Source organism: Leifsonia poae, from assembly GCF_027921845.1.
GTDB lineage: Bacteria > Actinomycetota > Actinomycetes > Actinomycetales > Microbacteriaceae > Leifsonia > Leifsonia poae.
In genome coordinates, this window is record NZ_BSEN01000006.1 from 49,542 (window position 1) to 76,419 (window position 26,878).

27 protein-coding genes are annotated in these 26,878 nt (G+C 69.0%); 17 read left to right on the plus strand and 10 right to left on the minus strand.

What is annotated here, in order from left to right:
* Positions 1–148: 148 nt before the first annotated feature.
* Complete coding sequence (locus tag PKE84_RS07195) at positions 149–2,071, plus strand: PKD domain-containing protein (RefSeq protein ID WP_271176549.1); 1,923 nt, start codon at positions 149–151, stop codon at positions 2,069–2,071.
* A gap of 79 nt (positions 2,072–2,150) precedes the next feature.
* Positions 2,151–2,495 carry an ArsR/SmtB family transcription factor gene (locus PKE84_RS07200; RefSeq protein ID WP_271176550.1) on the plus strand — a complete coding sequence of 115 codons (345 nt, stop codon included), beginning with the start codon at positions 2,151–2,153 and terminating at the stop codon, positions 2,493–2,495.
* A 125-nt stretch (positions 2,496–2,620) separates the two neighbouring features.
* Here PKE84_RS07200 and PKE84_RS07205 read toward each other — a convergent pair whose 3' ends face one another.
* Positions 2,621–3,325 carry a TetR/AcrR family transcriptional regulator gene (locus PKE84_RS07205; protein ID WP_271176551.1) on the minus strand — a complete coding sequence of 235 codons (705 nt, stop codon included), beginning with the start codon at positions 3,323–3,325 and terminating at the stop codon, positions 2,621–2,623.
* Positions 3,326–3,505: 180 nt separating this feature from the next.
* Here PKE84_RS07205 and PKE84_RS07210 point away from each other — a divergent pair, with 180 nt between their 5' ends.
* Genes PKE84_RS07210 through PKE84_RS07230 form a run of 5 tightly spaced genes read left to right on the plus strand, consistent with a single transcriptional unit; the run spans position 3,506 to position 10,334 of the window.
* On the plus strand, positions 3,506–5,158 hold the full coding sequence (locus PKE84_RS07210; RefSeq protein WP_271176552.1) for an amidohydrolase: 1,653 nt from the start codon (positions 3,506–3,508) through the stop codon (positions 5,156–5,158).
* A gap of 54 nt (positions 5,159–5,212) precedes the next feature.
* Positions 5,213–6,865 (plus strand): ABC transporter substrate-binding protein, encoded by a 1,653-nt coding sequence (locus PKE84_RS07215; RefSeq protein ID WP_271176553.1) that lies wholly within the window; start codon positions 5,213–5,215, stop codon positions 6,863–6,865.
* Positions 6,866–6,895: 30 nt separating this feature from the next.
* Positions 6,896–7,852 (plus strand): ABC transporter permease, encoded by a 957-nt coding sequence (locus tag PKE84_RS07220; RefSeq protein WP_271176554.1) that lies wholly within the window; start codon positions 6,896–6,898, stop codon positions 7,850–7,852.
* A complete protein-coding gene (locus tag PKE84_RS07225) occupies positions 7,849–8,709 on the plus strand; it encodes an ABC transporter permease (protein ID WP_271176555.1) in 861 nt (286 codons plus the stop codon). The genes PKE84_RS07220 and PKE84_RS07225 overlap by 4 nt, the downstream gene beginning before the upstream one ends.
* The gene (locus PKE84_RS07230; protein ID WP_271176556.1) at positions 8,706–10,334 is read left to right on the plus strand and encodes a dipeptide ABC transporter ATP-binding protein; all 1,629 of its coding nucleotides are present in this window, start codon (positions 8,706–8,708) and stop codon (positions 10,332–10,334) included. Before PKE84_RS07225 ends, PKE84_RS07230 begins: the two co-directional genes overlap by 4 nt.
* A 9-nt stretch (positions 10,335–10,343) precedes the next feature.
* On the opposite strand, the gene PKE84_RS07235 is transcribed toward PKE84_RS07230, so the two are convergent.
* On the minus strand, positions 10,344–11,042 hold the full coding sequence (locus PKE84_RS07235) for a class I SAM-dependent methyltransferase (protein WP_271176557.1): 699 nt from the start codon (positions 11,040–11,042) through the stop codon (positions 10,344–10,346).
* 255 nt (positions 11,043–11,297) lie between these two features.
* On the opposite strand from PKE84_RS07235, the gene PKE84_RS07240 reads away from it, so the two are divergent.
* Both PKE84_RS07240 and PKE84_RS07245 read left to right on the plus strand, forming a co-directional pair.
* On the plus strand, positions 11,298–11,753 hold the full coding sequence (locus tag PKE84_RS07240; RefSeq protein ID WP_271176558.1) for a hypothetical protein: 456 nt from the start codon (positions 11,298–11,300) through the stop codon (positions 11,751–11,753).
* Between the two features lie 200 nt (positions 11,754–11,953).
* The gene (locus PKE84_RS07245; RefSeq protein ID WP_271176559.1) at positions 11,954–12,430 is read left to right on the plus strand and encodes a hypothetical protein; all 477 of its coding nucleotides are present in this window, start codon (positions 11,954–11,956) and stop codon (positions 12,428–12,430) included.
* Between the two features lie 108 nt (positions 12,431–12,538).
* Here the strand turns inward: PKE84_RS07245 and PKE84_RS07250 are convergent, their stop codons facing one another.
* Both PKE84_RS07250 and PKE84_RS07255 read right to left on the minus strand, forming a co-directional pair.
* Positions 12,539–13,954 (minus strand): DHA2 family efflux MFS transporter permease subunit, encoded by a 1,416-nt coding sequence (locus tag PKE84_RS07250; protein WP_271176560.1) that lies wholly within the window; start codon positions 13,952–13,954, stop codon positions 12,539–12,541.
* Positions 13,955–14,069: 115 nt separating this feature from the next.
* The gene (locus PKE84_RS07255; protein ID WP_271176561.1) at positions 14,070–14,633 is read right to left on the minus strand and encodes a TetR/AcrR family transcriptional regulator; all 564 of its coding nucleotides are present in this window, start codon (positions 14,631–14,633) and stop codon (positions 14,070–14,072) included.
* 80 nt (positions 14,634–14,713) lie between these two features.
* Between PKE84_RS07255 and PKE84_RS07260 the strand changes: the two genes are divergently transcribed.
* Entirely contained in the window at positions 14,714–15,262 is a 549-nt protein-coding gene (locus PKE84_RS07260) for a hypothetical protein (protein ID WP_271176562.1), read from the plus strand.
* On the opposite strand, the gene PKE84_RS07265 is transcribed toward PKE84_RS07260, so the two are convergent.
* From PKE84_RS07265 to PKE84_RS07275, 3 genes are all read right to left on the minus strand, one after another.
* Complete coding sequence (locus PKE84_RS07265) at positions 15,259–15,825, minus strand: dihydrofolate reductase family protein (RefSeq protein WP_271176563.1); 567 nt, start codon at positions 15,823–15,825, stop codon at positions 15,259–15,261. The genes PKE84_RS07260 and PKE84_RS07265 overlap by 4 nt on opposite strands.
* Positions 15,826–15,923: 98 nt before the next feature.
* On the minus strand, positions 15,924–16,169 hold the full coding sequence (locus tag PKE84_RS07270; protein WP_271176564.1) for a hypothetical protein: 246 nt from the start codon (positions 16,167–16,169) through the stop codon (positions 15,924–15,926).
* Positions 16,170–16,324: 155 nt separating this feature from the next.
* The gene (locus PKE84_RS07275) at positions 16,325–17,287 is read right to left on the minus strand and encodes a MerR family transcriptional regulator (protein WP_271176565.1); all 963 of its coding nucleotides are present in this window, start codon (positions 17,285–17,287) and stop codon (positions 16,325–16,327) included.
* Positions 17,288–17,465: 178 nt separating this feature from the next.
* Between PKE84_RS07275 and PKE84_RS07280 the strand changes: the two genes are divergently transcribed.
* Both PKE84_RS07280 and PKE84_RS07285 read left to right on the plus strand, forming a co-directional pair.
* Entirely contained in the window at positions 17,466–17,693 is a 228-nt protein-coding gene (locus PKE84_RS07280; protein WP_271176566.1) for a hypothetical protein, read from the plus strand.
* Between the two features lie 5 nt (positions 17,694–17,698).
* On the plus strand, positions 17,699–18,136 hold the full coding sequence (locus tag PKE84_RS07285) for a MarR family winged helix-turn-helix transcriptional regulator (protein ID WP_373877125.1): 438 nt from the start codon (positions 17,699–17,701) through the stop codon (positions 18,134–18,136).
* 30 nt (positions 18,137–18,166) lie between these two features.
* On the opposite strand, the gene PKE84_RS07290 is transcribed toward PKE84_RS07285, so the two are convergent.
* From PKE84_RS07290 to PKE84_RS07300, 3 genes are all read right to left on the minus strand, one after another.
* A complete protein-coding gene (locus PKE84_RS07290) occupies positions 18,167–18,418 on the minus strand; it encodes a DUF6458 family protein (RefSeq protein ID WP_271176568.1) in 252 nt (83 codons plus the stop codon).
* An 83-nt stretch (positions 18,419–18,501) separates the two neighbouring features.
* A complete protein-coding gene (locus tag PKE84_RS07295; RefSeq protein WP_271176569.1) occupies positions 18,502–19,317 on the minus strand; it encodes a shikimate 5-dehydrogenase in 816 nt (271 codons plus the stop codon).
* A gap of 12 nt (positions 19,318–19,329) precedes the next feature.
* On the minus strand, positions 19,330–20,232 hold the full coding sequence (locus tag PKE84_RS07300) for an arginase family protein (protein ID WP_271176570.1): 903 nt from the start codon (positions 20,230–20,232) through the stop codon (positions 19,330–19,332).
* Positions 20,233–20,374: 142 nt separating this feature from the next.
* On the opposite strand from PKE84_RS07300, the gene PKE84_RS07305 reads away from it, so the two are divergent.
* From PKE84_RS07305 to PKE84_RS07325, 5 genes are all read left to right on the plus strand, one after another.
* Positions 20,375–21,565, plus strand: coding sequence for an ROK family transcriptional regulator (locus PKE84_RS07305; RefSeq protein WP_271176571.1), 1,191 nt, complete (start codon positions 20,375–20,377; stop codon positions 21,563–21,565).
* Between the two features lie 132 nt (positions 21,566–21,697).
* Positions 21,698–23,263 (plus strand): multiple monosaccharide ABC transporter ATP-binding protein, encoded by a 1,566-nt coding sequence (gene mmsA / locus PKE84_RS07310; RefSeq protein ID WP_271176572.1) that lies wholly within the window; start codon positions 21,698–21,700, stop codon positions 23,261–23,263.
* Positions 23,260–24,597: a multiple monosaccharide ABC transporter permease gene (gene mmsB / locus PKE84_RS07315; RefSeq protein WP_271176573.1), complete on the plus strand. Its 1,338-nt coding sequence runs from the start codon at positions 23,260–23,262 to the stop codon at positions 24,595–24,597. Before mmsA ends, mmsB begins: the two co-directional genes overlap by 4 nt.
* A gap of 66 nt (positions 24,598–24,663) precedes the next feature.
* Complete coding sequence (locus tag PKE84_RS07320) at positions 24,664–25,755, plus strand: substrate-binding domain-containing protein (protein WP_271176574.1); 1,092 nt, start codon at positions 24,664–24,666, stop codon at positions 25,753–25,755.
* A 337-nt stretch (positions 25,756–26,092) separates the two neighbouring features.
* A complete protein-coding gene (locus PKE84_RS07325) occupies positions 26,093–26,869 on the plus strand; it encodes a class I SAM-dependent methyltransferase (protein ID WP_271176575.1) in 777 nt (258 codons plus the stop codon).
* Positions 26,870–26,878: the final 9 nt, after the last annotated feature.

The window sequence follows — 26,878 nt, forward strand, 5'->3', positions numbered from 1 at the left end:
TGTGTGAGGAATGCTCAGTTCACCTTTCCTGAACGGTTTTCGAGGGCTAGCCTGAGGCCAGGGCCCGCACGCCGGGCTACTGCCTCTGACAGGACATCGAAGCCCTGTGACAGTAGAACGTGATCGCGAGCCGTGAAGGAGCGATCGGATGCGCGCCCTCCGAATCCCCGTGGCACTCGCCGCCTCTGCCGCCCTCGTCGTGGCCGCCATGGCCGTACCGGGAGCAGCCGGGATAGCGCCCAATGCGTCGACCGTGCGCTTCATGGCGGCCGGCGACTTCGGCACGGCCGCCTCGGCGCAGGCCGTCTTCGCGGGCATCGGCTCCGCGCATCCCGACCTCGCCCTCGCACTCGGCGATCTGTCGTACACGCCGACCGGTCAGGAGCAGTCGTGGTGCGACCTGGTCACGCAGAACGTCGGGGCCGGCTTCCCCTTCGAGCTCGTCTCCGGCAACCATGAGAGCAACGGTCAGAACGGCAACATCAACGACTTCTCGGCCTGCCTTCCGAACCAGTTGCCCGGCGCGGTCGGGACCTACGGGAGGCAGTATTACGTCGACGTGCCCCAGGGCGCTCCGCTCGTGCGGTTCGTGATGATCTCCCCGGCACTCCCATTCGCCGACGGCACCTGGAGTTACGCCGCGGGCACGCCCCGCTACAACTGGACGGCGGCGGCGATCGACGGGGCACGCAGCGCGAGCATCCCGTGGGTCGTCGTCGGTATGCACAAGCCGTGCCTGTCGATGGGCCAATACACCTGCGACCCCGGCGCCGACCTGCTCAACCTCCTCGTCAGTAAGAAGGTCGACCTCGTTCTCAGCGGTCACGAGCACCTGTACCAGCGCACGAAGCAACTGGCGACGGGTGCCGGATGCCCGGCGATCGTCCCCGGGACCTTCACCGCAGCCTGCGTGGCCGACTCCGACACCCTCATGACGAAGGGCGCCGGCACGGTCTTCGCAACGGTCGGAACGGGAGGCAACGGCAACTACGACATCAACCCGGCCGACTCCGAGGCGGGCTACTTCGGCGCAACGCGAGGCGTGAGCACCGCTCCGGTCTACGGCTCTCTCGACGTGACGGCGTCCGCGACGGAGCTCACCGCATCCTTCGCACGGGTCGCGGGCGCGGCCTTCACGGACTCCTTCACCCTCGGCGCAGGGGGTGGCAACGTGCCGCCGACCGCGAGCTTCACGTCGAACTGCACCGATCTGAGCTGCTCGTTCGACGGCATGGCGTCGGCCGACCCCGACGGCACCGTGGCCTCGTACGCCTGGGACTTCGGTGACGGCTCGACCGGCAGCGGCATCACCGCTTCACACGTATATTCCGCTGCGGGCACATACACGGCGCGGCTGACCGTGACCGACAACGGGGGAGCATCCGGCACGACGACCAGGACGGTGACGGTCACTGCCCCGCAGCAACCCGGCGCACTCGCGAGCGACCCCTTCGAGCGCGTCGTGAGCAACGGCTGGGGTACGGCTCCGACGGGCGGCGCCTGGACCTTCACGGGGAGCGCGACCAGATACGCCGTCGCCGGCGGCGTCGGCACCATGCAGTTGCCGACGGCGTCGGGTGGAACGACCTATCTCGCCTCGGTCGCGTCTGCGGCGACGGATCTGCGGTTCACTGTCGCACTCGACAAGCTGCCGTCGTCCGGAAGCGTCTACCTGTCGATCTCGGGTCGGCGCATCGCCACGGCGGGCGCGTACCAGTCGAAGGTCGTCATCTCGTCGGCGGGCAAGCTCTCGATGTACATCGTGCGCGTGAACTCGACGGGAGGCGCAGAGGTGATCGTGCAGAACGGGGTCGCCATCCCGGGAACCTACGCGGCGGGCGCGAAGCTCTCCATCAGGCTGAAGATCACCGGCACGAACCCCACGCTGATCGAATCGCGCGCCTGGCTGACCGGCACAGCGGAGCCGACGACGTGGCAGCGTTCCATCTCGGATGCGACACCCGAATTGCAGGGGCCCGGGGGACTGGGGATCACGGGCTACCTGTCGGGCGGAGTCGCCAACGCGCCGCTCTCGCTGAGTGTCGACGACCTGACGGCCGTCACGCCGTAGGAGCTGCCGGCGGCACGGCGGCACGGCGGCACCGCGGCACGGCATCTCTTTAATACAGCGTCCGCTGTACTATCGCGGAATGGAGACCGCCTCACCCACGGCCACCGTGACGCACACGGCGGCCCTCGCCCGGCTCGGGCACGCGCTGTCCGACCCGACGAGGGCGGGCATCCTGCTCGTCCTGCGGGAGGCGCCGGCCTACCCCTCCGACCTTGCCGACGCTCTGGGGGTGTCGCGTCAGGTGATGAGCAACCAGCTCGCCTGCCTCCGCGGGTGCGGGCTCGTCGACGCGATTCCGGATGGGCGGCGCACGTGGTACCGCCTCGCCGACGGCCACCTCGCTCCCGCGCTCGACGAGCTGTTGCGCCTCGTGCTCTACGTCGAGCCCGGCTGCTGCGCGGGCGACGAGTGCGGCTGCGCATGACGGCGCGCACGAGCGTCCCCGCGGCCTGGCGGGGCGACGCGTGCGCGACGTCGGTCGGAATGCTGCTCGACGACGACGACATCGAGGTCGAATCGCGCAGCTGACGTCGAACGGGTGCGTCCCGGTCAGCCCGCCGCTGCCGCCCGCTCCGCCGAGGCGATGATCGCGTCGACGCCGAAGCGGAAGATGTCGTGATCCTGCAGCGCACCCAGTTCGCCGGCCACCGAGGCGAGGTGCGGCTGCTTCGTCGGGTCGACCAGCAGCGGGCCCTCGAACCACGGGCTCGAATTGCTCGACGATGAGGCACCGGCTGAGGTTTCCGCGTCCGGATCGGCGTGATCGCCCCGGCCTCGCGCGATGCCTGCCGCTTCGGACAACACGTACGAGGCGTAGAACGCGTAGTGCTGCACGAGTGACTCGCCCGCGAGTCCGGCCTCGGCGAACGCGCCGAGAATGCATTCGATCGTGTCGGTCTCACCCGGACCGTTGGTCGTGAGCACCGTCGCCTCGAGGGCGATCGATGGCACGGCGACGAACGCCTCGAGGGTGCCGACCGCGAGGGAGGTGAGGCGCTGTCGCCAGTCCGCGCTCAGATCGATGCGCTCGATGACCCGCACCAGCACGTCGTCGAGCAGCGCCTCCATGAGTGCCTGCTTGCTCGGGAAGTACCGGTAGATCGCAGTCGGGTCGACGCCGAGCGCTGCGCCGATGTTGCGCACCGAGACGGCAGCCGTGTCGTGCCGGGAGCCGAGCTCCAGCCCAGCACGGATGATGACCTCCCGGCTCAGCCGGGGCCGCTCCGCTCCATCGAGGCCTCGTGCTTCGGCCATGTTCCCCTCGCGTCCCTGCTCGGGCGTCGCCGTCGGTCGGCCCGCTCGATCTGCGACAACTCTAGGCGATGGACGGATGCAGTCAACGGTGTTGACAACAGGTATGACAGGCGATTAGCATCCCATCAATCCGCCTCGACGACGAGCGGTGGCGCAGCTTCGACGAACCGAGGTCTCCACGTGACAACAGCCGATACGGTCTTCACCGGCGGTGCGATCTTCACCGGCTCCGGCCATCCGCTCGACGGGTTCGCCGTCGTCGTGCGTGCGGGCAGGATCGACTCCATCGTGCCGAGCGACGAGGCCGCCGCCGTGATCGGGGACGACACGACCGTCGTCGACCTCGCGGGCGCGCTTGTCGCCCCGGGATTCCAAGACGCGCATATCCATCCGGTGGGCGGCGGCATCGAGCTGCTCCAGTGCAATCTCACCGACGCGACGGATGCCGCGGACGCGCTGCGCCGGATCGCGGAGTACGCGGTCGAGCATCCGGATGGCTGGATCCTCGGCGGGGGCTGGTCGATGGATCACTTCGCGGGCGGGGCGCCGACACGGCAGGCCCTCGACGAGTCCGTTGGCGACCGCGCCGTTCTGCTGAGCAGCCGGGACCACCACAGCGTGTGGGCGAGCTCGGCCGCCATCCGGATGGCCGGCATCGACGCCTCGACGCCCGACCCGGCAGACGGCCGCATCGAGCGCGAGCCCGACGGCTCACCCGCGGGAACGTTCCACGAGGGCGCGGCCGACCTGTTCGCGTCCGTGCGCCCCGAGAACGACGACGAGCTGAGCTATGCGGGCCTGCTCCGCGCGCAGAGCGAGCTCCTCCGGCTCGGGATCACCGGATGGCAGGACGCCCTCATCGGCACGGCCGCCGGGCTCAGCGAGAATCTGGGCGCGTACCGCAGGGCTGTCGAGGAGCGGACCCTCATCGCGCACGTGGTCGGGGCGCAGTGGTGGTCGCGCTCCGAGGGTGATGAGCAGGTGGCCTCGATGATCGAGCGGCGCGATCAGGTCGCCGCCCTCGGATCCGACCGCTTCCACGTGGGAACCGTGAAGATCATGGTCGACGGCGTGGCCGAGAACGCCACCGCGGCCATGAAGGCCCCGTATCGGGATGCCCACGGGCACGACACCGCCAACCGGGGCCTCTCGTTCATCGACCCGGTGCTGCTGCGCGACTACGTCACGACGCTCGACCGCGAGGGCTTCCAGGTGCACTTCCATGCGCTCGGCGACCGGGCCGTGCAGGAGGCGCTCGACGCGGTCGCGGCGGCCAGGGCGGCGAACGGGGCGACGGACGGGCGCCACCATCTCGCCCATCTGCAGGTCGTGGCCGAGGAGGACGTGCCGCGCTTCGCGGAGCTGGGGGCGATCGCCAACCTGCAGGCGCTCTGGGCCTGTCACGAGCCGCAGCTCGATCAGCTGACCCTGCCGTTCCTGCAGGAGAGCGCTGCGAGCCGCCAGTACCCGTTCGGCGATCTCGAGCGTCACGGCACACGACTGGCGGCCGGCAGCGACTGGCCCGTCTCCAGCGCCGACCCGGTCGAGGCGATCCACATCGCCGTCAACCGTGTCTCTCCCGGCAGCGACGACGAGCCGCTGGGAGGTGCGCACCAGCGCATCCCCCTCGCCACGGCGCTCGCCGCCTACACCTCGGGCTCCGCCTATGTGAACCACCGGGATCACGACACCGGCTCGATCGCACCCGGCTACCTGGCCAACCTCGTCGTGCTCGATCCCGACCCCTTCGCCGGGCCGGTCGAAGACATCCACCTGTCCGAAGTGGTCTCGACGTGGGTGGAGGGCGAGCCCGTCTACACGCGTGAGGGCTGACCAGCCCCGACCATCCGACAGACCCCAGCCCACCCGAACCCCAAGGAGCGCGCCATGACGACATCCCCCTCGAACCGGCGCAGAGCGGCAGTCGTCGCCGGTGCGCTGACCGCCGCACTGCTGCTCGCCGCCTGCTCGCCCCAGGGGTCCTCGGGCGGCAGCAGCGGCGACCACCCGAGCTTCACGCTCACCTCGAAGACCGCGGCGCCGTCGGGCGACATCCCGTCGTTCACCTGGGCGATCTACGCGGAGCCGTTCACCCTGGACTACGCGCACGCCTTCGACTACCCGGACAACCAGGTGCTCGCCAACGTGTGCGAGTCGCTGCTGCGGCTCAATCCGGACTGGACGCTCTCGCCGAGTCTCGCCACGTCGTTCAGCCATCCGACGCCGCTGAAATGGGTCTACGAGATCCGTGACGGGGTGACGTTCCACGACGGAAGCCCGCTCACGGCGGCCGACGCCGTGGCTTCGATGCGCCGCCACCTCGACCCGGAGGTTGGCTCCGCGTGGTTCTCGGTGTACCAGAACGTCTCGTCGATCACCCAGACGGGTGCGCGCGAGGTCACCGTCACGACGACGAGGCCGGACTCGCAGTTCAACCTGGCGATGGGCGGTTCGGCCGGCGTGGTGGAGTCGGCGGCGACCCTCGCGAAGGCGGGGGCCGACTACGGCAACTCGACCGGCGGGGTCAATTGCACCGGTCCCTTCGAGTTCACCTCGTGGAAGTCGGGGGAGAGCATCACCCTCACGCGCTACCCGGGCTACTGGGACTCGACGTTGAAGGCGAAGGCGGGCAAGGTCACCTTCCTCTTCATGAACGACTCCACATCGCGCACGAACGCGCTCACCTCCGGCGAGGTCGACGGCAGCTGGATGATCCCGATGGACGCCGTGGACACGCTCTCCGGCTCCTCGTCGGGCGGCAAGCTGTACTTCGGGCTCAACACCGCGGTGAACAGCCTCGTCGTCAGCAATCTCAAGGGACCGCTCGGTGACGTCAACGTGCGCAAGGCGCTGATGATGGCGCTCGACCGTCAGGGGATCGTCGACGCCGCCGTCAAGGGTTACGGGACGGTGACCGACGCCCTCACGACGAAGTCGGTGTGGGAGGGCGCGAGCAAGGATGCCCTCGCCACGGCGTTCACCGGGCTGCACGCCTACCCGTACGACGTGAAGGCGGCCAAAGCCCTCGTCGAGAAGGCCGGGGCGACCGGCAAGCAGATCGTCATCAGGACGGCGCCGATCGGCACCGACTTCAGTGTCGTGGCACAGGCGACGGCAGCGGCGGCGCAGTCGATCGGCCTGAAGGCGAAGATCGAGACCGTCACACCGAACGCGTACACGACCCTCTTCAGCGACCCGGCCGCGCGGGCGGGCGCCGATCTCTTCTACACCTCCTGGTATCTGTCATCGCCGGATCCGCTGGAGATGTACTCCGTGCTCCGCACCGGGGACTTCAGCAACTACGGCGATTGGTCCGATCCCTCGTTCGACGCCGTCGTGTCCGATGCTCTGGGAATCGACGACCCCGCTGCGCGCTCGGAGAAGTCGGCCGAGGCCCAGCGCATCGCCAACGATCAGCTCCCGTGGCTGCCGCTGTTCGAGTCGCCGACCTCCGTCTACCTCGGAAAGCGCATCACGGGCGTGCAGCCGTCGGTCGCGTTCCTCTACTACCCGTGGGCGGCCACCATTGGCGCCCGTTAGGCCGGCGGGCCGCGACGGCGCGGCGGCGCGGTGAGCGTCGCCCGCCGCGTGCTCGGCAAGCTCGGCTCGCTCCTGCTGACCCTGTTCCTCGCCTCGCTCCTGGTCTTCTTCTCGCGGTTCCTGGTGCCGGGCGACCCGATCAGCTTCCTGCTCCGGGGGCGCAAGCCGAGCCCGCAGGCGGTCGCCGATCTCACGGCGCAGTACGGCCTCGACCTGCCGCCCTGGCAGCAGTACGTGAACTGGGTCGGGGGCATCCTGCACGGCGACTTCGGCCGCTCCCTGCAGTACCGGCAGGACGTCGCGACGGTTGTCGGTGAGCGCCTGCCGGTCACCTTCGGGCTCGTGCTCATCGCCGGGCTGATCATCACGGTGGTCGGGCTCGCGGCGGGCGTCGTCGCGGCGCTCAACAAGGGCCGGATGCTCGACCGCGCCGTGCTGGTCGGGCTCACCGTGCTCGCTGCGATCCCGTCGTTCGTGGGATCGATCGTGCTCATCTCGGTCTTCGCCGTGCAGCTCGGCTGGTTCCCGTCGTTCGGTTCCGGTGACGGGTTCGTCGACACGATCTACCACCTCGTCCTGCCGTCGATCGCGCTCGCCATCGTGTTCATCGTGCTCGTCGGCAAGGTGACCCGCACGTCGATGGTCGACCAGCTCGCACGCGAGCACGTCGAGGTGGCCACGAGCAGGGGGCTGACGCGGGCCACCGTCATCCGCCGCCACGTGCTGCGCAACGCGATCGGGCCGATCGTCACGGTGAGCGGCGTGCTCGTCGCCGGGCTGCTGGTGGCCAGCACGATCGTCGAGTCGGCCTTCGGGCTGGCCGGGATCGGCTCGCTGCTCGTGCAGTCGGTCGACCGGCTCGACTTCCCCGTGGTGCAGGCGATCGTGCTGCTCGTCGTGACCGCCTTCGTCGTGGTCAACGCGATCGTCGACATCCTCGAACCCGTGATCGATCCGCGCTCGGCGGCAGGAGCAGGTGCCCGATGACTACTCCCACCATGGCCGTGAAGGTGCTGCGAGCATCCCGAACGCGACGGCCGGCGATCAGCTGGACCATCAGTCTCGTCGTGCTCGCCGTGATCACATTGGCCGCGGTCTTCGCCCCGCTGATCGCGCCGTACAACCCCGATCACATCGACTTCACGGCGATCTACGCGTCGCCGAGCACCGCGCACTGGCTGGGGGCGGACGCGCTCGGCCGGGACACGCTGAGCCGGCTGATCTTCGGCGCGCGCACCGCCCTGATCGGCCCGTTCATCGTCGTGATCGCCTCCACCGCGGTCGGCATCCTGCTCGGCCTCTTCGCGGCGTGGCGCGGAGGGTGGATCGATGCCGTGCTCGGTCGCGTGTTCGACGTGCTCTTCGCGTTCCCGTCGCTGCTCATCGCCATCATGGCGGTCGCGTTGTTCGGCAAGGGACTGCTCGCGCCCGTCATCGCGATGAGCATCGCGTATGCCCCGTTCGTCGCCCGGCTCACCCGCTCGCTGGTCCTCGCCGAACGCAGCCGGCCCTATGTGGCGGCATACCGGGTGCAGGGCTTCTCCGGCGGCTGGATCGCGCTGCGCCGGGTGCTGCCGAACGTCGCTCCGATCGTGGGTGCGCAGTCGACGCTGAACTTCGGCTACGTGCTCGCCGAGCTCGCCGGCCTCTCATTCCTCGGCCTGGGGGTGCAGGCGCCGACCGCCGATTGGGGCGCGATGATCAACGAGGCGCAGGCCGGAATCGTCGGCGGCCACTTCCTTCCCGCGATCGTTCCCGCGGTGGCCGTGGTGATCGTCGTCGTCGCAGTGAACATCGTCGGCGAAGAGCTCTCGGACCGGATCGGAGGCGCATCCGCCGCATGACACTCCTCGACATCTCGCAACTCACGCTCGACCTCCCGACCGGTGCGCAACTCCTGCGCGACGTCTCGCTCCACGTCGGCGACGGCGAGACCGTCGGCCTCGTGGGCGAGTCCGGCTCGGGCAAGTCGCTGACCGCCCGAGCCGTGCTCGGTCTGCTGCCCACCGGGGCCATGGTGACCGGTGCCCTCCGGCTGGAGGGCACCGAGGTCATCGGCGCGTCCAGGCGCGAGCTGCTGCGCCTGCGCCGCTCGCGAGCAGCCATGATCTTCCAGGATCCGCGCGCCGGCATCAACCCCATGCGCACGCTCGGTGACCACCTGACCGAGGCTCTCCGCCTCGGCGAGGGCTGGTCGGCATCCGCTGCACGCGCCCGGGCGATCGAGCTGCTCCACGCCGTGCGACTGCCGCGGCCCGAGGAGCACCTGAGTCAGTACCCGCACGAGTTCTCGGGCGGGATGCTGCAGCGGGTCATGATCGCGGGGGCCCTCGCCGGCTCCCCGCAGCTGCTCGTGTGCGACGAGCCCACGACCGCGCTCGACGTGACGACCCAGGCGGAGATCATCGCGGTCCTCACCGAGCAGCGGGCGCAGCGCGGGATGGGCATGCTCTTCATCACCCACGACCTCACGCTGGCGGCATCCATCTGCGATCGCGTCTACGTCATGCGCGAGGGCCGGATCGTGGAGGAGGGGCCGGCGCGCCAGGTGTTCCGGCAGCCGCGCGCGGAGTACACGCGGCTCCTGGTCGCCGCGACTCCCACCCTCGACCTCACACCACAGGGGCCCGGCGACGAGCGCGCCGCGATCCCGGATGCGGTCCCGGCCCGCCTCGTGTCCTCCGACGCGCCCGCGCCGATGCTCGAGGCCCGGTCGCTGTCGAAGACCTACCACCCGCGGGGCAAGGCGCCGGTGCCGGCCGTCCAGGACACCTCGATCAGCGTTCCGGCGGGGGAGGCGCTCGGCGTGGTCGGCGAGTCCGGGTCGGGCAAGTCGACGCTCGCTCGGATGATCGTCGGGCTCGAGCATCCGGATGGCGGGGAGATCCGCATCCACGGCATCGAGCGCGCAACACGGCCGCGCGGTCGCGCCGAGCGGATCGCCCATGCCCGCAGCGTGCAGATGGTCTTCCAGGACCCGTACCTGTCGCTCGACCCGCGCATCCCGGCGGGACAAGCGATCGAAGACGCCCTGCGGCTGCACGCGCCGCTGACGTCCGGTGAAGCGCGGACACGCGCTCTGGTGCTGCTCGACCAGGTGGGACTGGGCGAGGAGCACGCGCAGGCGCATCCGCGCACGCTCTCCGGCGGACAGCGTCAGCGGGTGGCGATCGCTCGCGCGCTCGCCATCGAACCGCGCGTGCTGGTGATGGACGAGGCGACGAGCGCGCTCGACGTCTCCGTTCAAGCGCAGGTGCTCGACGTGGTCTCGGAGATCCGGCGTGCCCGCAGCCTCACGGTGCTGTTCATCAGTCACGACCTGGCTGTGGTGCGCCGCGTCTGCGAACGGGTGGTGGTGATGCGTCAGGGCCGCATCGTCGAGCGCGGGGTGACGGACGACATCCTGCGGCATCCGGAGCATCCGTACACGCGGCTTCTCATCGACTCGATCCCGGCCATCCTCGCGTAACCACGCCGGTCAGTGGTCGCCGGAGCCCGGCTCGGAGCCTGCCCCGGGGTCCGGCTCGGCGTCCGCCTCGGAGTCGATATCCGACACCGCCAGGAGCAGGGTGTCGATCGCGGGCCCGGACGCGTGCGGCTCGCCCGGATGCGCGAGTTCGGCGGCGTGCCGTTCGACCGTTCGCGACTCCAGCACCGTGAGGCCGGCGGCGCGCGCCGCCCGCTCGAGCTGTTCTGCGGTGTGCAGCACCGCAGGGTCCCGTGGACCGGGCGCGCCGGTGCCGAGGTTCGAGCGGTCATGGCCGATGACGAGCATCCGGCCGCCGGGCACGAGCCACCCTGCCACCCGACCGATGACGGCGGCGAGGTCGGGCTCGGGCAACTGGAGGTAGGTGATCGTGACGAGGTCGAACAGCTCGGCCGGAGTCCAGTCGAGTGCGTCGCCGACGACCCACTCGATCTCGAGCTCCGACGCTGCGGCCCGGTCGGCGGCGATGGCGAGACCAGCAGTCGAGGAGTCCACTCCGGTCACCACCCAGCCGCGCTCCGCGAGCCAGAGGGCGTTGCGTCCGTCACCGGTCGCGAGGTCGAGAGCGCGGGCTGGATCCAGCGCCGAGACGATGGCGACGAGGTCGGGCGACGGCTCGGAATGCCACAGGGCGCCGCCGTGGTTCGCAGCGGCCTCGCGGTAGCGCGCGTCCCATTCGTCCGCTCTCATGACGGCCATCCTGACAGGCGATCGCACCGAATGACACCCTCTTGCGTGTCGCCCGATTTGGGGGACAGATTCGTGTCCTCCAAACAACCTACAGAACGTTCTTTCTAGGTATGCTCAGGGACTGTCACACACCCGAGTTACAGCCTTTGCCCCACAGAATCGCGTCGGTGCTCCAACCCGGATCTCCCGGATCGCCGAACCGAAGCGGAAGGACGTATCGTGAACCACCCGAATGGAATCTCAGTAGACCCCGACATGGCAGCCCAGCGCGCCAACGCCTTGCTCGAGTCCGAAATCAAAGCCAGGATCGGCTCGGTCCGCGAGCTGGCCCAGCGCCTCAACGCTCTGGACGCCGCCATCCTCGAATACGAGGTCGCCTGGCACTCGGCCACGCAGGCCGGCTGGACCGAGGACAAGCTGCGCGACATCGGATTGCACTCGCCCGAGTCGTCGCCCGCCGTCGCAGGCCGCCGCTCGACGGGCAGCCCCGCCGAGCCCGTCTCCTCCCTCGCGCCCGCTCCCGCTCCGGTCGCCGTGGCTCCGGCCGCCGCAGCTCCGGTTGCCGCAGCTCCGGTCGCGCCCGTCCCGGTCGCCGCTGCGCCGTCCGCGCCGTCGCCGTCGATCGCGCCGGTCGTGCAGCTCTCGTCCGTCTCCGCACTCACGCCGCCCTCGCTCACCCCGGTGAACGACTCGGCGCGCCCCTCTGTGTAACACCGCCCTCCCGTCGCCCCCGCTGGGAGCGACCGATCGGAAGCGCCCCGACAGCGCACCCGATCTCCCGGCGCCACCCGACCGGCGTCTCTCACCGCACCCGACCGCGGCCGACGCGCCCGACTGCGCCCACGCGCGCTCCGGCGCACCCGCATCACTCACCCGAGAACAGTCACACTGTCTACCCGAAGGACACGTCTGTGAACACCACATACACCTACAACCGCGCCCACGACGACGCCCACCTGCTCGCCCGCCGCCATGAGCGCGACCTGCAGTGGGCCAAGGAGCGCCGCCGCCAGCACGAGCGCGAGCTCGGCGAGGCCCGTCTGCTGCTCGCCACGAAGCCCATCGCGCTCGCGGCCAAGACCATCACGGTCTCCGTGCTGATGCTCCTCGCCATCGCGGGCGCGGACTGGTTCGTGCAGAGCGTTCGCCTCCCCGCCGAGTGGATGCCCACCATCCAGTACGGGGCGCTCGCCCTGGTCGTCGCCGTTCTCGTCGGTGCGCTCATCTCCCTGCGCCGGGTGCGCGCACGCCGGTCTGCGGCCAGTGCCCTGCTGGCCACGCATTCCGCGCGGCTCGCCCACACGCAGTACCACATCGGCGAGAGCGTGCACTCGTTCATCGACGCCAAGGTCGATGTGCATAACACGCGCCAGGTCCACCTGGTCTGAGACGTCGCGACGCCGTCCCTCCGTCGCGCTCGAACGAGGGGTCCCGACACGCCGCGTCCGATGGACGATGGATGGCGTGTCGGGACCCCTCGCTGCGGGCTCCTCCGGTCAGCGGCGGCGCAGGACGACCGCGACCCCCGCGCCGATCACGGCCAGTGCCGCAGCACCGATGAACAGCCACGAGAATCCGGACGACAGGGCGACCGCGGTCGACCCTCCTGCCGCGCTGACGCCGGCGGCCCGTGCCGCGGCGATGGAACCCAGGATCGCGAGGCCGAGCGCTCCGCCGACCTGCTGACTCGTGTTCACGAGGCCGCTGGCGAGACCGGAGTCGGCTGCCTCCGTGCCGTCGACCGCGAGCTGGGTCGCCGTCATGAACACCGCGCCCAGCCCGGCGCCGATCAGGATGCTCGGACCGAGCAGGCCGCCCACGAACGTCGCCGCCGGCCCGGCCGCCGCGAGCCAGAGGATCCCGCCGGCGAAGACGACCAGCGCGCCGGTCACCGTGGAGCGGAGTCCCAGCCGGGAGACGACCGTCGGCACGACGCCCGCGACGAGCACGAGCGCGCCGGCGAGGGGCAACTGGCTGACGCCGGCCGTGAGCGCGTCGTAGCCCAGGACCTCCTGCAGGTACACCGAGAGGGCGAAGAACAACGCGGTGGTCGCGCCGCCGGCGAGGAGCATCACGAGGTTGCCGGTCGCGGCATCGCGGTTGAGGAAGAAGCGGAACGGCACCAGGGGATGCTCGGCGCGGCGCTCGACGATGACGAACGCCGCAAGCAGGGCGAGGGCGGCAGCGGCCATCCCGAGGGTGAGAGGGCTGGCCCAGCCGAGCTGGCCGGCGGAGCTCAGTGCGGCGACGGTCGCCGTCAGGCCGAGGGTGATCGTCACGGCTCCGGCGACGTCCATGCGCTGGGCCTCGGCCCGCGGGTCGCGGCCGACCAGCGCCGGGATGACGGCCAGCACGACGATGCCGACGGGCACGTTCACGAAGAACACCGCCTGCCAGCCGAGTGCGGCGGTGAGCACGCCGCCGAGCAGCACGCCGGCCGCGCTCCCGATCCCGGCGACGGCGCCCCAGACGCCCAGCGCCTTCGCCCGGTCGCCCGCCGAGGTGAAGAGCTGAGTGAGAAGGGCGAGGGATGCGGGAGCCAGCAACGCGGCCGACGCGCCCTGGACCGCGCGGGCCGCGAGGAGCATTCCGCCTGTCGCGGAGAGGCCGGCGAGGGCAGAGGCGGCCACGAACCCGGCGACGCCGATGAGGAAGACGCGCCGGTGCCCGACGCGGTCGGCGAGGCGTCCGCCCAGCAGGAGGAGCCCCCCGAATGGCAGCACGTACGCCGTGATCACCCAGGCGAGCGCTGCGGTGTCGAGGTGGAGCTGCGTGCCGAGCGCGGGCAGGGCGATGTTGACGATCGAGGCGTCGAGCACCACGAGGAATTCGGCGAGGGCGAGCACGGTGAGCGCCCACCAGCGGTGGGTGCTCCGAGTGCTCCCGGTGGGGGCGAGGGCGGTGGTGGTCATGGTGTGGTCCTTTCGATGGTGAGTGACTGGTCAATCACTGGTGCAGGTGCGTAGAGGGGGGGGTGCGGACGGGGGTTTCGGAGTGGAGCCGGTGGTGTGCCGGTGCGGAAGTCGGCTATGGGTGGCGGATGCCGGCGGTCAGGAGGCGCGCCCAGTCGGCGGTCTCGCCGTCGATCCCCGTGGTGACGATCAGGTGGCAGAGCTGCCCGAAGGCGATGAAGCGCTGCACCGCGTCATCGGATGCGCCCGAACGGCTCTTCGCGAAGCGGGTGACGCGTGCCAGGCCGTGCCGCAGCGCCTCGCCGATCTCCGGCACGTCGGCCGCGGACTGCGCGTGCACCTGCAGCATCAGGAGGGAGCGGTCGCCGATCAGGTCGGCGTAGGCGTCGCCCATCGCATCGAGGATGCCGTCGGGCGTGTGGTCCGTGCCGGCCTCGGCCCCGGTTTCGAGCGCTTGCTCGATGAGATCGAAGCACCGCTCGAGCGCGGCGACGAACAGGCTCTCCTTGCCGGGGAACAGCTTGAAGACGTAGGCCGTCGAGATGTCGGCGTGCGTCGCCACCGCCGCGATCGGCGTGCCGAGGTACCCGGTCTTGCCGAACACCTCGATCGCGCTGGCGATCACGGTCTCACGCCGGGCTTCGGCGGTCGAGAGGGTGGAGCGGGAGTTCGTTGCCATGTGAGTGACTGTACACTCACTCCACTCGTGAGGCAAGTGACCGTTGCTCGCAGTGGAGCCCGCGGTCTACGGTGAGCAGCATGACGGGGCGGAATCGCAGGGTGATCCGGATATCGGCGGGGGCGCTGGCCCTGGCCGCGGTCGTCGCGCTGACGGCGTGCAGTTCCGAGCGGGTGGGCTCGACGGCCGACGAGCCGCCGGTCACTGCGGCGCCGCTCGTGGCGGGCTCGATCGTCGATGCGCTCGCCCCCTCGCAGTCCGCAGTGGTTCAGACGATGAGCCCGCCGATGAAGGCCGACGTGCTCGACGCGACGACGGCATCCGGCCTGCTCAGCATGCCCTGGGTGCTCGTGTCGTTGTCCGCCGATCATCGCGTCGCCGAGATCGTGGCGGTGACGGGCAACGGCAGCTGTGTGGTGCCCGTCGGCGTGCGCGTCCAGCGGAGTCCCGGTGCCGTGACCCTCGCCGCGCTCAGCCGGAAGGGGCCGGACCAGTCGTGCGACGCCCGCCTCGACTTCGAGCGACTGACCGTGGAACTGCCGGTCGCGGTCGGCGGCGACGTGCGACTCATCCACCCGCCGACGGACCCGGACTGGAGCAATCCCGCGTTCCTCGCCGGGCTGACCTAGCGGGGTTCGAGAACTCCGTAGTCGAGGTACACCGTGCCGTCGGCGAAGCGGTGCTCGTCGCGCAACTCGAGCCGCACGAACAGGTCGTGGGGGAGTGCGGGGGTTCCGCCGCCGACCGAGACGGGAACGACGAAGAGCTGCACCTCGTCGACGAGTCCTGCGCGGAACGCCTCGACGGCGAGTGTCGGACCCCCGACGCTGACGGCGCGATCGGCGCTCGCGGCGAGGCTCCGCACGGCATCCGGTTCGAAACGACGCTCGATGCGCGTACGCGGTGTGGATGCCTCACTGAGCGTCGACGAGTAGACGACCTTGTCGGCAGCCTTCCAGATGGCGGCGTAGTCGCTCATCGCGGCCGACTCATCCGGGCCCGTCGGCATGGTCTGCCAGACCCGCATGGTCTCGTACATCCTGCGGCCGTAGAGGTACGTGCCGATCACGCGCTCACGGTCGTTGACGAAGGCATGGACCTCTTCGCTGGGCGCGGCCCAGTCGAAGCCGCCCGTCGTGTCGGCCGTGTAGCCGTCGAGCGACATGATCGCCGAGTAGATGATGTCCGCCATGGAGGCACCTCCCTCGGGGCACTCTACGCTGCGGCATCCGGTCTGTCAGCGACGGGTCGGGACGCTCGCCGACCGTCCCCTCTAGCCCACCGTCCCCTCTAGCCCGCCGTTTGGGGGAAGAGTGCGGCCAGCGCGTGGAGCTCGTTCCCGAACAGCACCGGCACGACGAGGTCGAGCACGAATGCGATTCCGAAGACGAGCGCCACCGCGCCGGCCGCGATGACGACGAGCACCGCGAACAGCTTCAGATAAGCGTTGTCCGCGATCGTTGCGAGAGCCCCCCGGCCTCGCGTGACCTGCGCTACCGAGCCCGTGATCGGTAGATGATGGTCGAACGTCGTCATGGTCTTGCTCCCCTCACTGGCCGACTGCTCCAGTCAAGCGAGCGGAGGGCGGCGGGGCATCCACCGTGGGTCGCCCGTGAGTCATCCGCGGGTATGACTTCCGGGCAGGCGAGCTCCGCCCATGGGTGGGCGAGTGCGCATGGGTGGGCGGGTAGTCAGGCGAGCGGGTTCTCCCGGAGCCAGGTCAGCACCTGCTGGGCGTGCGTGTTGGGCGGGAAGATCGGGTAGAAGGCGTGCTCGATCGCGCCGTCGCGCACCACCAGGGTCAGGCGGCTGTAGAGGCGCTCGCCGCCGGCGATGAAGGTCGGCAGCCGCAGGGCGTCCGCGACGCGGTGCTGAGGATCGGAGATCATGGCGAACGGCAGCTGCAGCCGGTCGACGAGTTCGCGTTGGTAGTCGCGGGTCTGGCTCGAGAGGCCGAAGACCGCATCGACACCGGCCGTCCGCAGATCATCGAAGTGGTCGCGGAAGTCGCAGGCCTCGGTGGAGCAGCCGCGCGCGCCGGGGATGGCGTCCCAGCCGTCGGGAAGGTCGACACCCGGGCGGCCGGTGAGCGGGTAGAGGTAGACGATCGAGCGTGCAGAGCCGGATGCCGGGCCACCGAGGCGGGAGAGGTCGACGGTGCGCCCATCCGTCGCCGGCAGCACCAGTGGGGGAAGCGCCATACCGGGAAGATGATCGGCGGCGCCGTCGTCGACCGGGCGGGGGAGGCCGGATGGAAGGGCCGTGAAGTCGGCGGGTGGCGTCGGGGGAGCATCCGGGAAGCCGCGGAGCGCGCTCTCGTCGAGCCGCCGGGCGAGCAGATCGCGGCGCGCGGTGAGGGTCGCGATCGCGTGGTCGAGGTCGGCGATCCCGTCGCGATAGGCGGCGAGCGAGGCGGGGCACTCGTCGCTGTGGATGTGACCGGTTCCGAGGCATTCGATGAAGGGAGTGGCCTTGCTCGGAGCGATTCCGACGGCGGCGAGTTCGCGGATCTCCGCTACCGCGCGCACGTGCTCGTCGCCGTAGTCGCGGTAGCCGTTCGAGAGCCGGTCGGGCACGACCAGGCCGAGGCTCTCGTAGTACCGCACCGCCTTCACCGTGACGCCGGCCCGCTCCGCCAGTTCGCTGATCTGCATGTCGTCCTCCGCCCACAGGCTAAACCTTCCCCCGCGGGTCAAGGTCAAGCTCTGCTTTCGTCGAAGGGCGGCGAACGCATCCAAAACCGCCGAGGTGGATGCGTTAGCCGCCCCTCAACGAAAAAAGGTCGAAAGCGGTGTACACTAATGATTAGTGGGCTAATGAATTGAGGAGACGATGGCCGGACGCTTCATGAGCTGGTACTCGCGCGTGAACGAGTCGCTGATCAGGGTCGCGGGCCCCGCACAGCTCGGTGCGGGACACCCGGAAGGTCCCGACCGGCGGTCGGCCGCGTCGCCGTGCCCGATCTGCGGCAACCCGATGACCGCGCACGAGGTGCTGCGGCCCGACGGCCAGCGCGACGCCACCAGGCTGATCTGCCCGGCGACCGCCTCGGTAGGATGACGCCCGTGTCAGAAGACCTGCTCGCCCTCGAGAACCAGGTGTGCTTCGGCCTCGCCGTCGCCGCTCGGAGCGTCATCGCGCTCTACCGTCCGCTGCTCGAGCCCCTCTCGCTGACGCATCCGCAGTACTTGGTGATGCTCGCACTGTGGGAGCGCGATCCGCGCTCGGTCCGCGACCTCGGCGAGGCGCTGCAGCTGGAGCCGGCCACGCTTTCGCCGCTCCTGAAGAGGCTCGAGGCGACCGGCTACGTCGAGCGCAAGAGGAGCACGAGCGACGAGCGCGCCCTCGAGGTGACGCTCACCGACAGCGGCCGCGCCCTGCGCGCCGAGGCGGAGAAGATCCCGCCGCAGATCGTCGCCCGGCTGGGACTCCCGGTCAGCGAGCTCGTGCACCTGCGCGAGGGACTGCACGCGATCATCGCGGCGGCGGTCCGACCGGCCTGACCGTCCGGCACGTCGGAACGAGCCGCGTGATCAGAGCTCGTCGGCGCCGGTGCTGCGCTCTTCGACCCGCGCGCCGGTCGACGGGTCGATGCCGGTGCGCGTCGTCGTGGTCGTCCTGCGCCGCCGCAGCGTGAAGATCAGCGACAGCACGAACACGATCAGCCCGGCGCCCATCAGGATGTAGCCGACGATCCGCAGATCGATCCATGCGAGCTGCACGGTGATGGCGAACGCGAGGATGGCGCCGACGACGAACACGAAGATTCCGCTTCCGATGCCCATGACGGGCTCCTTCCGACTGTGCCGCATCCCTGCTGCATCCGGGTCGCGGTGCTGCGGCACACTATACGCCGCAGCCGGCCGCGTCACTCGGCCCGCGAGAACTCCGAGGCCCTGGCCACCTGCTCCGGGGTCAGCGCCACGCCCGTGTACCGCTCGAACTGGCGGGCCGCCTGCAGTGCGATCACCTCGGCCCCGGTGATGAGGTTCTTGCCCGCCGCACGTCCGGCCGCGATCAACGGCGTCTCCGACGGGAACGCCACCACGTCGAACACAGTGGATGCCGCCGCGATGTGCTCGGGAGAGAACGACAGCACGTCGGCCGCGTCGCCGTGCATCCCGAGGGGCGTGACGTTCACGATGATGTCGAACGGCGCATCCGGTTCGTCGGCCACCCACGCGTAGCCGTAGCGGGAGGCGAGCGCGGAGCCGGCCTCCTCGTTGCGCGCGACGATGGTCACGTTCTCGAACCCGACGCCGCGGAACGCCGCGACGACCGCCTTCGCCATGCCGCCCGATCCGCGCAGCAGCACGCTCTGCGTCACGTCGAGGCGTCGCTCGTCGAGCAACAGCTCGACGGCCTCGTAGTCGGTGTTCGACGCCGTGAGCACGCCGTTGTCGTTGACGACCGTGTTGACGGACTCGATGGCGAGCGCCGACGGCTCCATCACGTCGACGAGCGGGATGATCGCCTCTTTGAACGGCATCGACACCGAGCATCCGCGGATCCCGAGCGCGCGGATGCCCCGCACGGCGCCCTCGAGGTCGGTGGTCGTGAACGCCTTGTAGATGAAGTTCAGACCGAGTTCGTCGTACAGGAAGTTGTGGAAGCGGGTGCCGATGTTGCTGGGCCGGGCCGCGAGCGACATGCACACCTGCATGTCCTTGTTCAGGATGGGCATGAGGCCATCCTCTCAGAGCGCGTGGGCGATTCCGTCGACCAGGCGGTCGATCACCTCCGGTGCTCCGACGGCTCGGGTCGGGTTGAACTCGCCGATCGACAGGATGCGGAACCGCGGGTCCCGGCAGATCATCGCGAGCGCCTCGGTGAGCGCCGCGAGGGTGGGGCCCGTGTTGCGCCCGCCCGTGTCCTCGGCGAGTGGCGCATCCGTGAAGTCGAGCACGTCGACGTCGACATGCGCGACGATCGGCCCTGGACCGAGCGCCTCGAGGGCACGGGCCGCCGCCGCCCTCGGATCGTGGGCGAGGTCGTCGCTGACGGTCATCTGCAGCCCCAGCGCGTCCCGGATGCGGCGCTCGCCCGGAGTGGATGCGGACGGCACCACACCGAGCAAGTGCACGTGCTCCGGGGTCAGCAGCGGAGCGGGACCCAGCGCATCCCGCAGCTCGGGGAGGGCACCGGGAACGTCGAGCAGGTGGGCGAGCCCCATCCAGTCCAGTGCTCCGTCCGTCGTGGTCTGCGGGGTGTTGAGATCGGAGTGGCGATCGATGTAAAGCAGCGAGGCATCCGGAGCGCGGGGGACCAGCGCGCTCATCGCACCGAGCGCGACGAGGCAGCTGCCGCCGAGCAGGAGCACATCGGCTCCGTCGTCGAGCGCGGCCCCGACCTTCTCGGCGACGGCCGTGACCGAGGCCACGACGTCGCCGAGGTTCTGAGCGAGCGGATGCTCGTCGTCAGGACTCCAGATCTGCACCGGCCCGTCACCGGCATCGGTCACCGTGATCCCGCGCGAGCGCAGGCGATCGACCAGCCCGTGCTCCCGCAGGACCGCGGGGGCGAGCTCCTGCCCCGGGGCGTAGCTCCCCGCGCTGGAGGGGGCTCCCACGATGACGAGCGTGCGGTCGTCGACGGTCATCCGCCCATCCTGCTCCTGTGCGCGCGCCCGCGCGAGAGAGGAGGACGGGCGAAGCGACCCCGACCGGTCGTGGACCTCGCTCGGGGGTCGACGGATGCGTTCACAACTTGACTACAACTCACGGATATTGCACCCTTATCGCATGACCGCCACTTCGGGTCCGCTCGTCCGTGGCGCACGCAACCCCGGGTCGCAAGGCGCGCTGAGGCACTTGAACCAGGAACGGCTTTTCGAGTTCCTCCTGGCGAACGGCCCATCGACCCAGGCGGAGCTGGCGCGCGGAACGGGACTCTCGACCGCCACCGTCTCGAACATCGTGCGAGACATGGCGGCCAAAGGCGTCGTCGCCACCAGCCCGGTCAACAGCTCAGGGCGGCGCGCCCTCCTCGTGCGGCTGACCGACACCGGCGACATCGCCGTCGGCGTCGACTTCGGCCGGCGGCACGTGCGCATCGTGCTCGCCACACTCGGCTACGACGTGCTGGCCGAGGAGTCCATCGTGCTCCCGCTCGGCTACGACGTCAGCGAGAGCCTGACGGCGGCCTCCGAGCTGCTCGACCGGATGCTCGAAGCGGGCGGTTTCGAGCGGCAGTCCGTGCTCGCCGTCGGCGTCGGCATCCCCGGCCCCATCGACCGCCGCACCGGAACCGTGCTGCAGGGCGCGATCCTGCCCGAGTGGGTCGGAGTGAACCTCCGCGAGCTCGAGGATGCCTTCCGCTTCCCCGTCATGGTGGACAACGACGCCAATCTCGGCGCGCTCGGCGAGGTGACCTGGGGCGAGAACCGCGGGGTGCGCAACCTCATGTTCGTGAAGATCGGCTCCGGCATCGGCGCGGGCCTGATCCTCAACGGCCAGCCGTACTACGGGTACCTCGGGATCACCGGCGAGCTGGGCCACACGCCCGTCGCCGAGCACGGCATCATCTGCCGCTGCGGCAACCGCGGATGCCTCGAGACGGTCGCGTCGACGACAGTGATGATCGAGTCCCTGAGTCGTGGAGCAGAGAAGCCGATCGGCACGGCCGACATCGTCAGGCACGGTCTGGCGCGCGACCCGGCGACCCTCAGGATCGTCGGCGACGCGGGGTCGGCGATCGGCCAGGCCATCGCGAACATCGCCAACATCATCAACCCTGAGATCGTGCTGATCGGCGGCCCGCTCGCCGGTCTCGGCGATGCCCTGCTCGACCCCATCCAGCACGGGATCCTGCAGAACGCCCTCCCCGCGATCGGCGAGACGACGACGTTGCGCATGTCGTCCCTCGGCGACCGTGCGGAGTCCCTGGGAGCCGCGGCCCTGGTCATCCAGAGCTCGCTCGCAGGGCACGACTGAGGTCCACCCCGGCCGAAGCCCGTCAAGTCGTTATCAGGTCGTTGTGTTCACTATTTGACGCCAAGGTTGAACGTAGCGTTTACTACTTAGGCAGATAGTTCGCTGTAAAGCTATAAACCCGAAGGAGCGACGATGTCGTCGAACGCAGTCATCTTGGAGATGCGCGCGATCACCAAGGAGTTCCCTGGTGTGAAGGCTCTCGAAGATGTCTCCCTCACCGTGAAGGCCGACGAGATCCACGCGATCTGCGGCGAGAACGGTGCAGGCAAATCAACTCTGATGAAGGTTCTCTCGGGTGTGTACCCGTACGGGACCTACAGCGGAGAGATCGTCTACAACGGCGAAGAGATGCGCTTCAAGGACATCAAGTCCAGCGAGCAGCAGGGCATCGTCATCATCCACCAGGAACTGGCGCTCATCCCGGAGCTCTCGATCACCGAGAACATCTTCCTCGGCAACGAGCCCGGCCGGAGAGGCGTCATCAACTGGCAGGAGGCCAAGACGCGTGCCGTCGAGCTCCTCGCCCGCGTGGGTCTCACCGACGACCCCGACACCCCCATCAAGAACATCGGTGTCGGCAAGCAGCAGCTCGTCGAGATCGCCAAGGCGCTCAACAAGTCGGTGAAGCTGCTCATCCTCGACGAGCCGACCGCCGCCCTGAACGAGGCCGAGTCCGCCCACCTCCTCGACCTGATCCTCGGACTCAAGTCCAAGGGCATCAGCTCGATCATGATCTCCCACAAGCTCAACGAGATCGAGCGCGTCGCCGACGAGATCACGATCATCCGCGACGGCCGCACGATCGAGACGCTCAACGTGAAGGCAGACGGCGTCGACGAGGACCGCATCATCCGCGGGATGGTCGGCCGCACGCTCGAGAGCCGCTTCCCGGAGCACACGCCGAACATCGGCGAGAAGTTCTTCGAGGTGAAGGACTGGGTCGTGCAGCACCCGCAGATCACCGAGCGGCTCGTGGTCAAGAACTCGAGCTTCTTCGTGCGTCGCGGCGAGATCGTCGGCTTCGCCGGCCTCATGGGCGCCGGCCGCACCGAGCTCGCGATGAGCGTGTTCGGCCGCTCCTACGGGAACTTCGTCTCCGGCGAGCTCTACAAAGACGGCAAGGAGATCCAGGTCCGCAACGTCAGCGAGGCCATCGACGAAGGCATGGCCTACGTGAGCGAGGACCGCAAGGTGCTCGGCCTCAACCTGCTCGACGACATCAAAGAGTCCATCGTCTCGGCGAAGCTCAAGAAGATCTCGAAGTTCAACGTCGTCAACGACGAGGAAGAGCACAAGGTCGCCGAGGAGTACCGCAAGAGCCTCCGGATCAAGACCCCGGATGTCGACCGCGGCGTCAGCACCCTCTCCGGTGGAAACCAGCAGAAGGTCGTGCTGGCCAAGTGGATGTTCACCGACCCCGACCTGCTCATCCTCGACGAGCCCACCCGAGGGATCGACGTCGGCGCGAAATACGAGATCTACGGCATCATCCAGCAGCTGGCCTCGCAGGGGAAGGGCGTCATCGTCATCTCCTCCGAGCTGCCCGAGCTGCTCGGCATCTCCGATCGCATCTACACGATCTTCGAGGGTCAGATCACCAATGAGCTTCCGATCAGCGAAGCAACCCCCGAAACACTCCTGAAAAGCATGACATCCGCCACGAAGAGGCCCGTTACGAAGGGTGCATCCCACTCATGACCACACAGATCCCCGAAAAGAAGAAGTCCGGAGGAATCCGCGACCTCGGCAAGATGTTCGGCGGCGGCCAGTCCACCGGTCGCCAGTTCGGCATCCTCGGCGCCCTGGTCGTCATCATCATCTTCTTCGAGATCCTCACCGGCGGTAAGACGCTCGAGCCGGTCAACCTGATCAACATGGTCAATCAGAACGCCTACGTTCTGATCCTCGCCATCGGCATGGTCATGGTCATCATCGCCGGGCACATCGACCTGTCGGTCGGCTCGGTGGCGGCGGTCGTCGGCATCATCGTCGCCAAGTCGATGAACGACTGGCACGTGCCGTGGCCGCTCGCGATCCTGCTCGGCCTGGTCATCGGTGTGCTCATCGGCGCCTGGCAGGGCTGGTGGGTCGCCTACGTCGGTGTCCCCGCCTTCATCGTGACCCTGGCCGGCATGCTCATCTTCCGTGGCCTGAACCAGCTGATCGGCAACGCGAACACCATCCCGGTGCCCGACGGCTTCACCTACATCGGCGGCGGCTTCCTGCCCGACTGGGGACCCGACTTCGGCTACAACAACTCGACGCTGCTGCTCGGACTGATCATCGCGGTCGTCATCGCGTACATGGAGATCCGCCGCCGCCGCACCCAGACCAAGATGGGCTCGGAGAAGGCGCCCCTCTGGGTCAGCATCTTCAAGGTGGTCATCCTCGACGCGGTCGTCATCTACGCCGCCTTCCTGTTCGCAGGCGGCCGCATCGGCACCAGCTTCCCGGTGTCGGGCGTCATCCTCGGCATTCTCGTGATCCTGTACTCGTTCATCACCCGCAACACGATCTTCGGACGTCACATCTACGCGGTCGGCGGCAACTGGCACGCGGCCGAGCTCTCCGGCGTCAAGATCAAGCGCATCAACTTCTTCGTGATGATGAACATGTCGGTGCTCGCCGCGCTTGCCGGCATGATCGCGGTCGCCCGCTCGATCTCGTCGGGCCCGCAGGACGGCCTCGGCTGGGAGCTCGACGCCATCGCCGCTGTCTTCATCGGTGGCGCCGCCGTCTCCGGTGGTATCGGTACCGTCGCCGGGTCCATCATCGGTGGTCTCGTCATCGCGGTCCTGAACAACGGCCTGCAGCTGCTCGGTGTCACCTCCGACAAGGTCCAGATCATCAAGGGCCTCGTGCTCCTCGTGGCGGTCGGTGTCGACGTCTACTCCAAGCGCACGGGAGGTCGGTCGCTGATAGGCCGGTTCAGTCGCAAGGAACGCGAGGCCGCGGCCGTCGGGGCCGACCAGCCAGAGGTCCTGCCGACCGGCGACTCCGCCGAGGCGAGCAGCCGCTCCCTCTCCCACTAGAACTTCGTTTCTGCACCACAACACAACAATCCCTGCACCATCCAAAAAGAGAAAGTGAAAGTACACATGCGCAAAATCGCACTCGCGACAGTGGCCGTCGCTGCTGCCGCCGCGCTCGCCCTGTCGGGCTGCTCGAGCCGCGGATCGGGTTCCGACTCGTCCGCTGCGGGCTTCGACAAGGGCGCGACCATCGGTGTCGCCCTCCCGACTAAGACGTCGGAGAACTGGGTGCTCGCCGGTGACCTGTTCACCAACGGGCTGAAGGACGCCGGCTTCAAGGGCGACGTGCAGTACGCCGGAGCATCCGGTGCTGTCGCCGACCAGCAGTCGCAGATCCAGTCGATGATCACCAACGGGGCCAAGGTCGTCATCATCGGTGCCGTCGACGGTGGCCAGCTGGCCGCTCAGGCGAAGGCTGCACATGATGCAGGCGCCAAGGTCATCGCGTACGACCGCCTCATCCTGAACTCGCCGGACGTCGACTACTACGTCGCGTACGACAACGAGAAGGTCGGCGAACTGCAGGGTCAGGCCCTGCTCGACGGCATGGCCAAGAAGTACCCGGGTAAGAAGAACTTCAACATCGAGCTCTTCTCCGGTTCGCCCGACGACGCCAACTCGGCCGTCTTCTTCAACGGCGCCATGAAGGTCCTCCAGCCGAAGATCGACGACGGCACCCTGAAGGTCGTCTCCGGTCAGACCGACATCAAGCAGACGGCTACCCAGGGCTGGCTGCCGGCCAACGCGCAGACCCGCATGGACACCCTGCTTGCCAAGAGCTACGGTTCGACCGAGCTCAACGGTGTGCTGTCGCCGAACGACACCCTGGCCCGCGCCATCATCACCTCGGTGAAGGGTGCAGGCAAGCCGGTCCCGACCGTCACCGGTCAGGACTCCGAGGCCGAGTCGGTCAAGTCGATCATGGCGGGCGAGCAGTACTCGACCATCAACAAGGACACCCGCAACCTGGTCAAGCAGGCCATCGCGATGGTGACCTCGCTCTCGAAGGGCGACAAGGCGGAGACCAACGACGACAAGTCGTACGACAACGGCAAGAAGGTCGTTCCGGCCTTCCTGCTGAAGCCGGTCATCGTCACCAAGGAGAACGCGGCCGAGGCGTACGCCAACGACCCGACCCTCGAGCCGCTGACCAAGTAGTCAACGACTCACCGTCTCGCTGAGACGACGAGCGGGCCGGATCCCTTCGGGGGTCCGGCCCTTTCTCTGTCCGGCGAGTGGCTCCGCGGTGCGCGGCCGCCCGCACACGAGTAGGGCCGGAGCGGATGATTCCGCTCCGGCCCTGGTCACCCCCCGGTGTCCCCCAGCTGATTGCTGACTCTCACGTTATGGCCAGGTCGCTCGCACCGGCATCCGGGCTGGCACGGATCTTTCCCATCCATTGAGGGGCGGCGAACGCAGGTAAACACGCCGTGCGACCATGCGTTCGCCGCCCCTCAACGAAGGAAGACTCGAGCCGTCTGAGAGGATCGGGAGAGTGAGGCGAGCAGACGGAAGCGCGGGCGACGCGGACTACGGAACGATCGGACGCGGCTACACGTACTACCGTCGGCCCGATCCTGCGATCGCGTCGGCGATCGTCGCAGCACTCGGCGATGCCGCGACCGTCGTGAATGTCGGAGCGGGCGCCGGCTCCTACGAACCGCATGACCGAGCTGTGACCGCGGTCGAACCCTCCGCCTCGATGCGAGCACAGCGGCCCGCCTCGCTGCCGGTTGCCCTGGATGCCACGGCCGAGCAGCTCCCGTTCGCCTCCGGTTCCTTCGACGCGGCCATGACCACGTTCTCCGTGCACCAGTGGGGAGACCTCGCCGCTGGGCTGGCCGAGCTGCGACGGGTGGCGACCGGCCCGGTCGTCGTGCTCACCTGCGATCCGGATACCCTCGACCGGTTCTGGCTCGCCGACTACGCGCCCGAGGTGATCGCGACCGAAGCGCGACGCTATCCCCGGCCCGCGCTCATCGCCGAGCTGGTCGGCGGGCAGACGACCGTCACGACGGTGCCGATCCCGCTCGACTGCAGCGACGGCTTCGGCGAGGCGTACTACGGACGCCCGGAGCTGCTGCTCGATCCCGGCGCTCGGCTGGCGAACTCGGCTTGGAGCTTCGTGGGACCGGAGGTGGAGGAACGGTTCGAGCGCCGTCTGCGCGACGACCTCGCATCCGGAGCCTGGGACGCCCGGTACGGCGCGTTGCGCACCACGCCGGAGTTCCTCGGCTCCCTCGTCCTCATCGTCGCGCGCCCCTCAACGTGAGAACGTTGC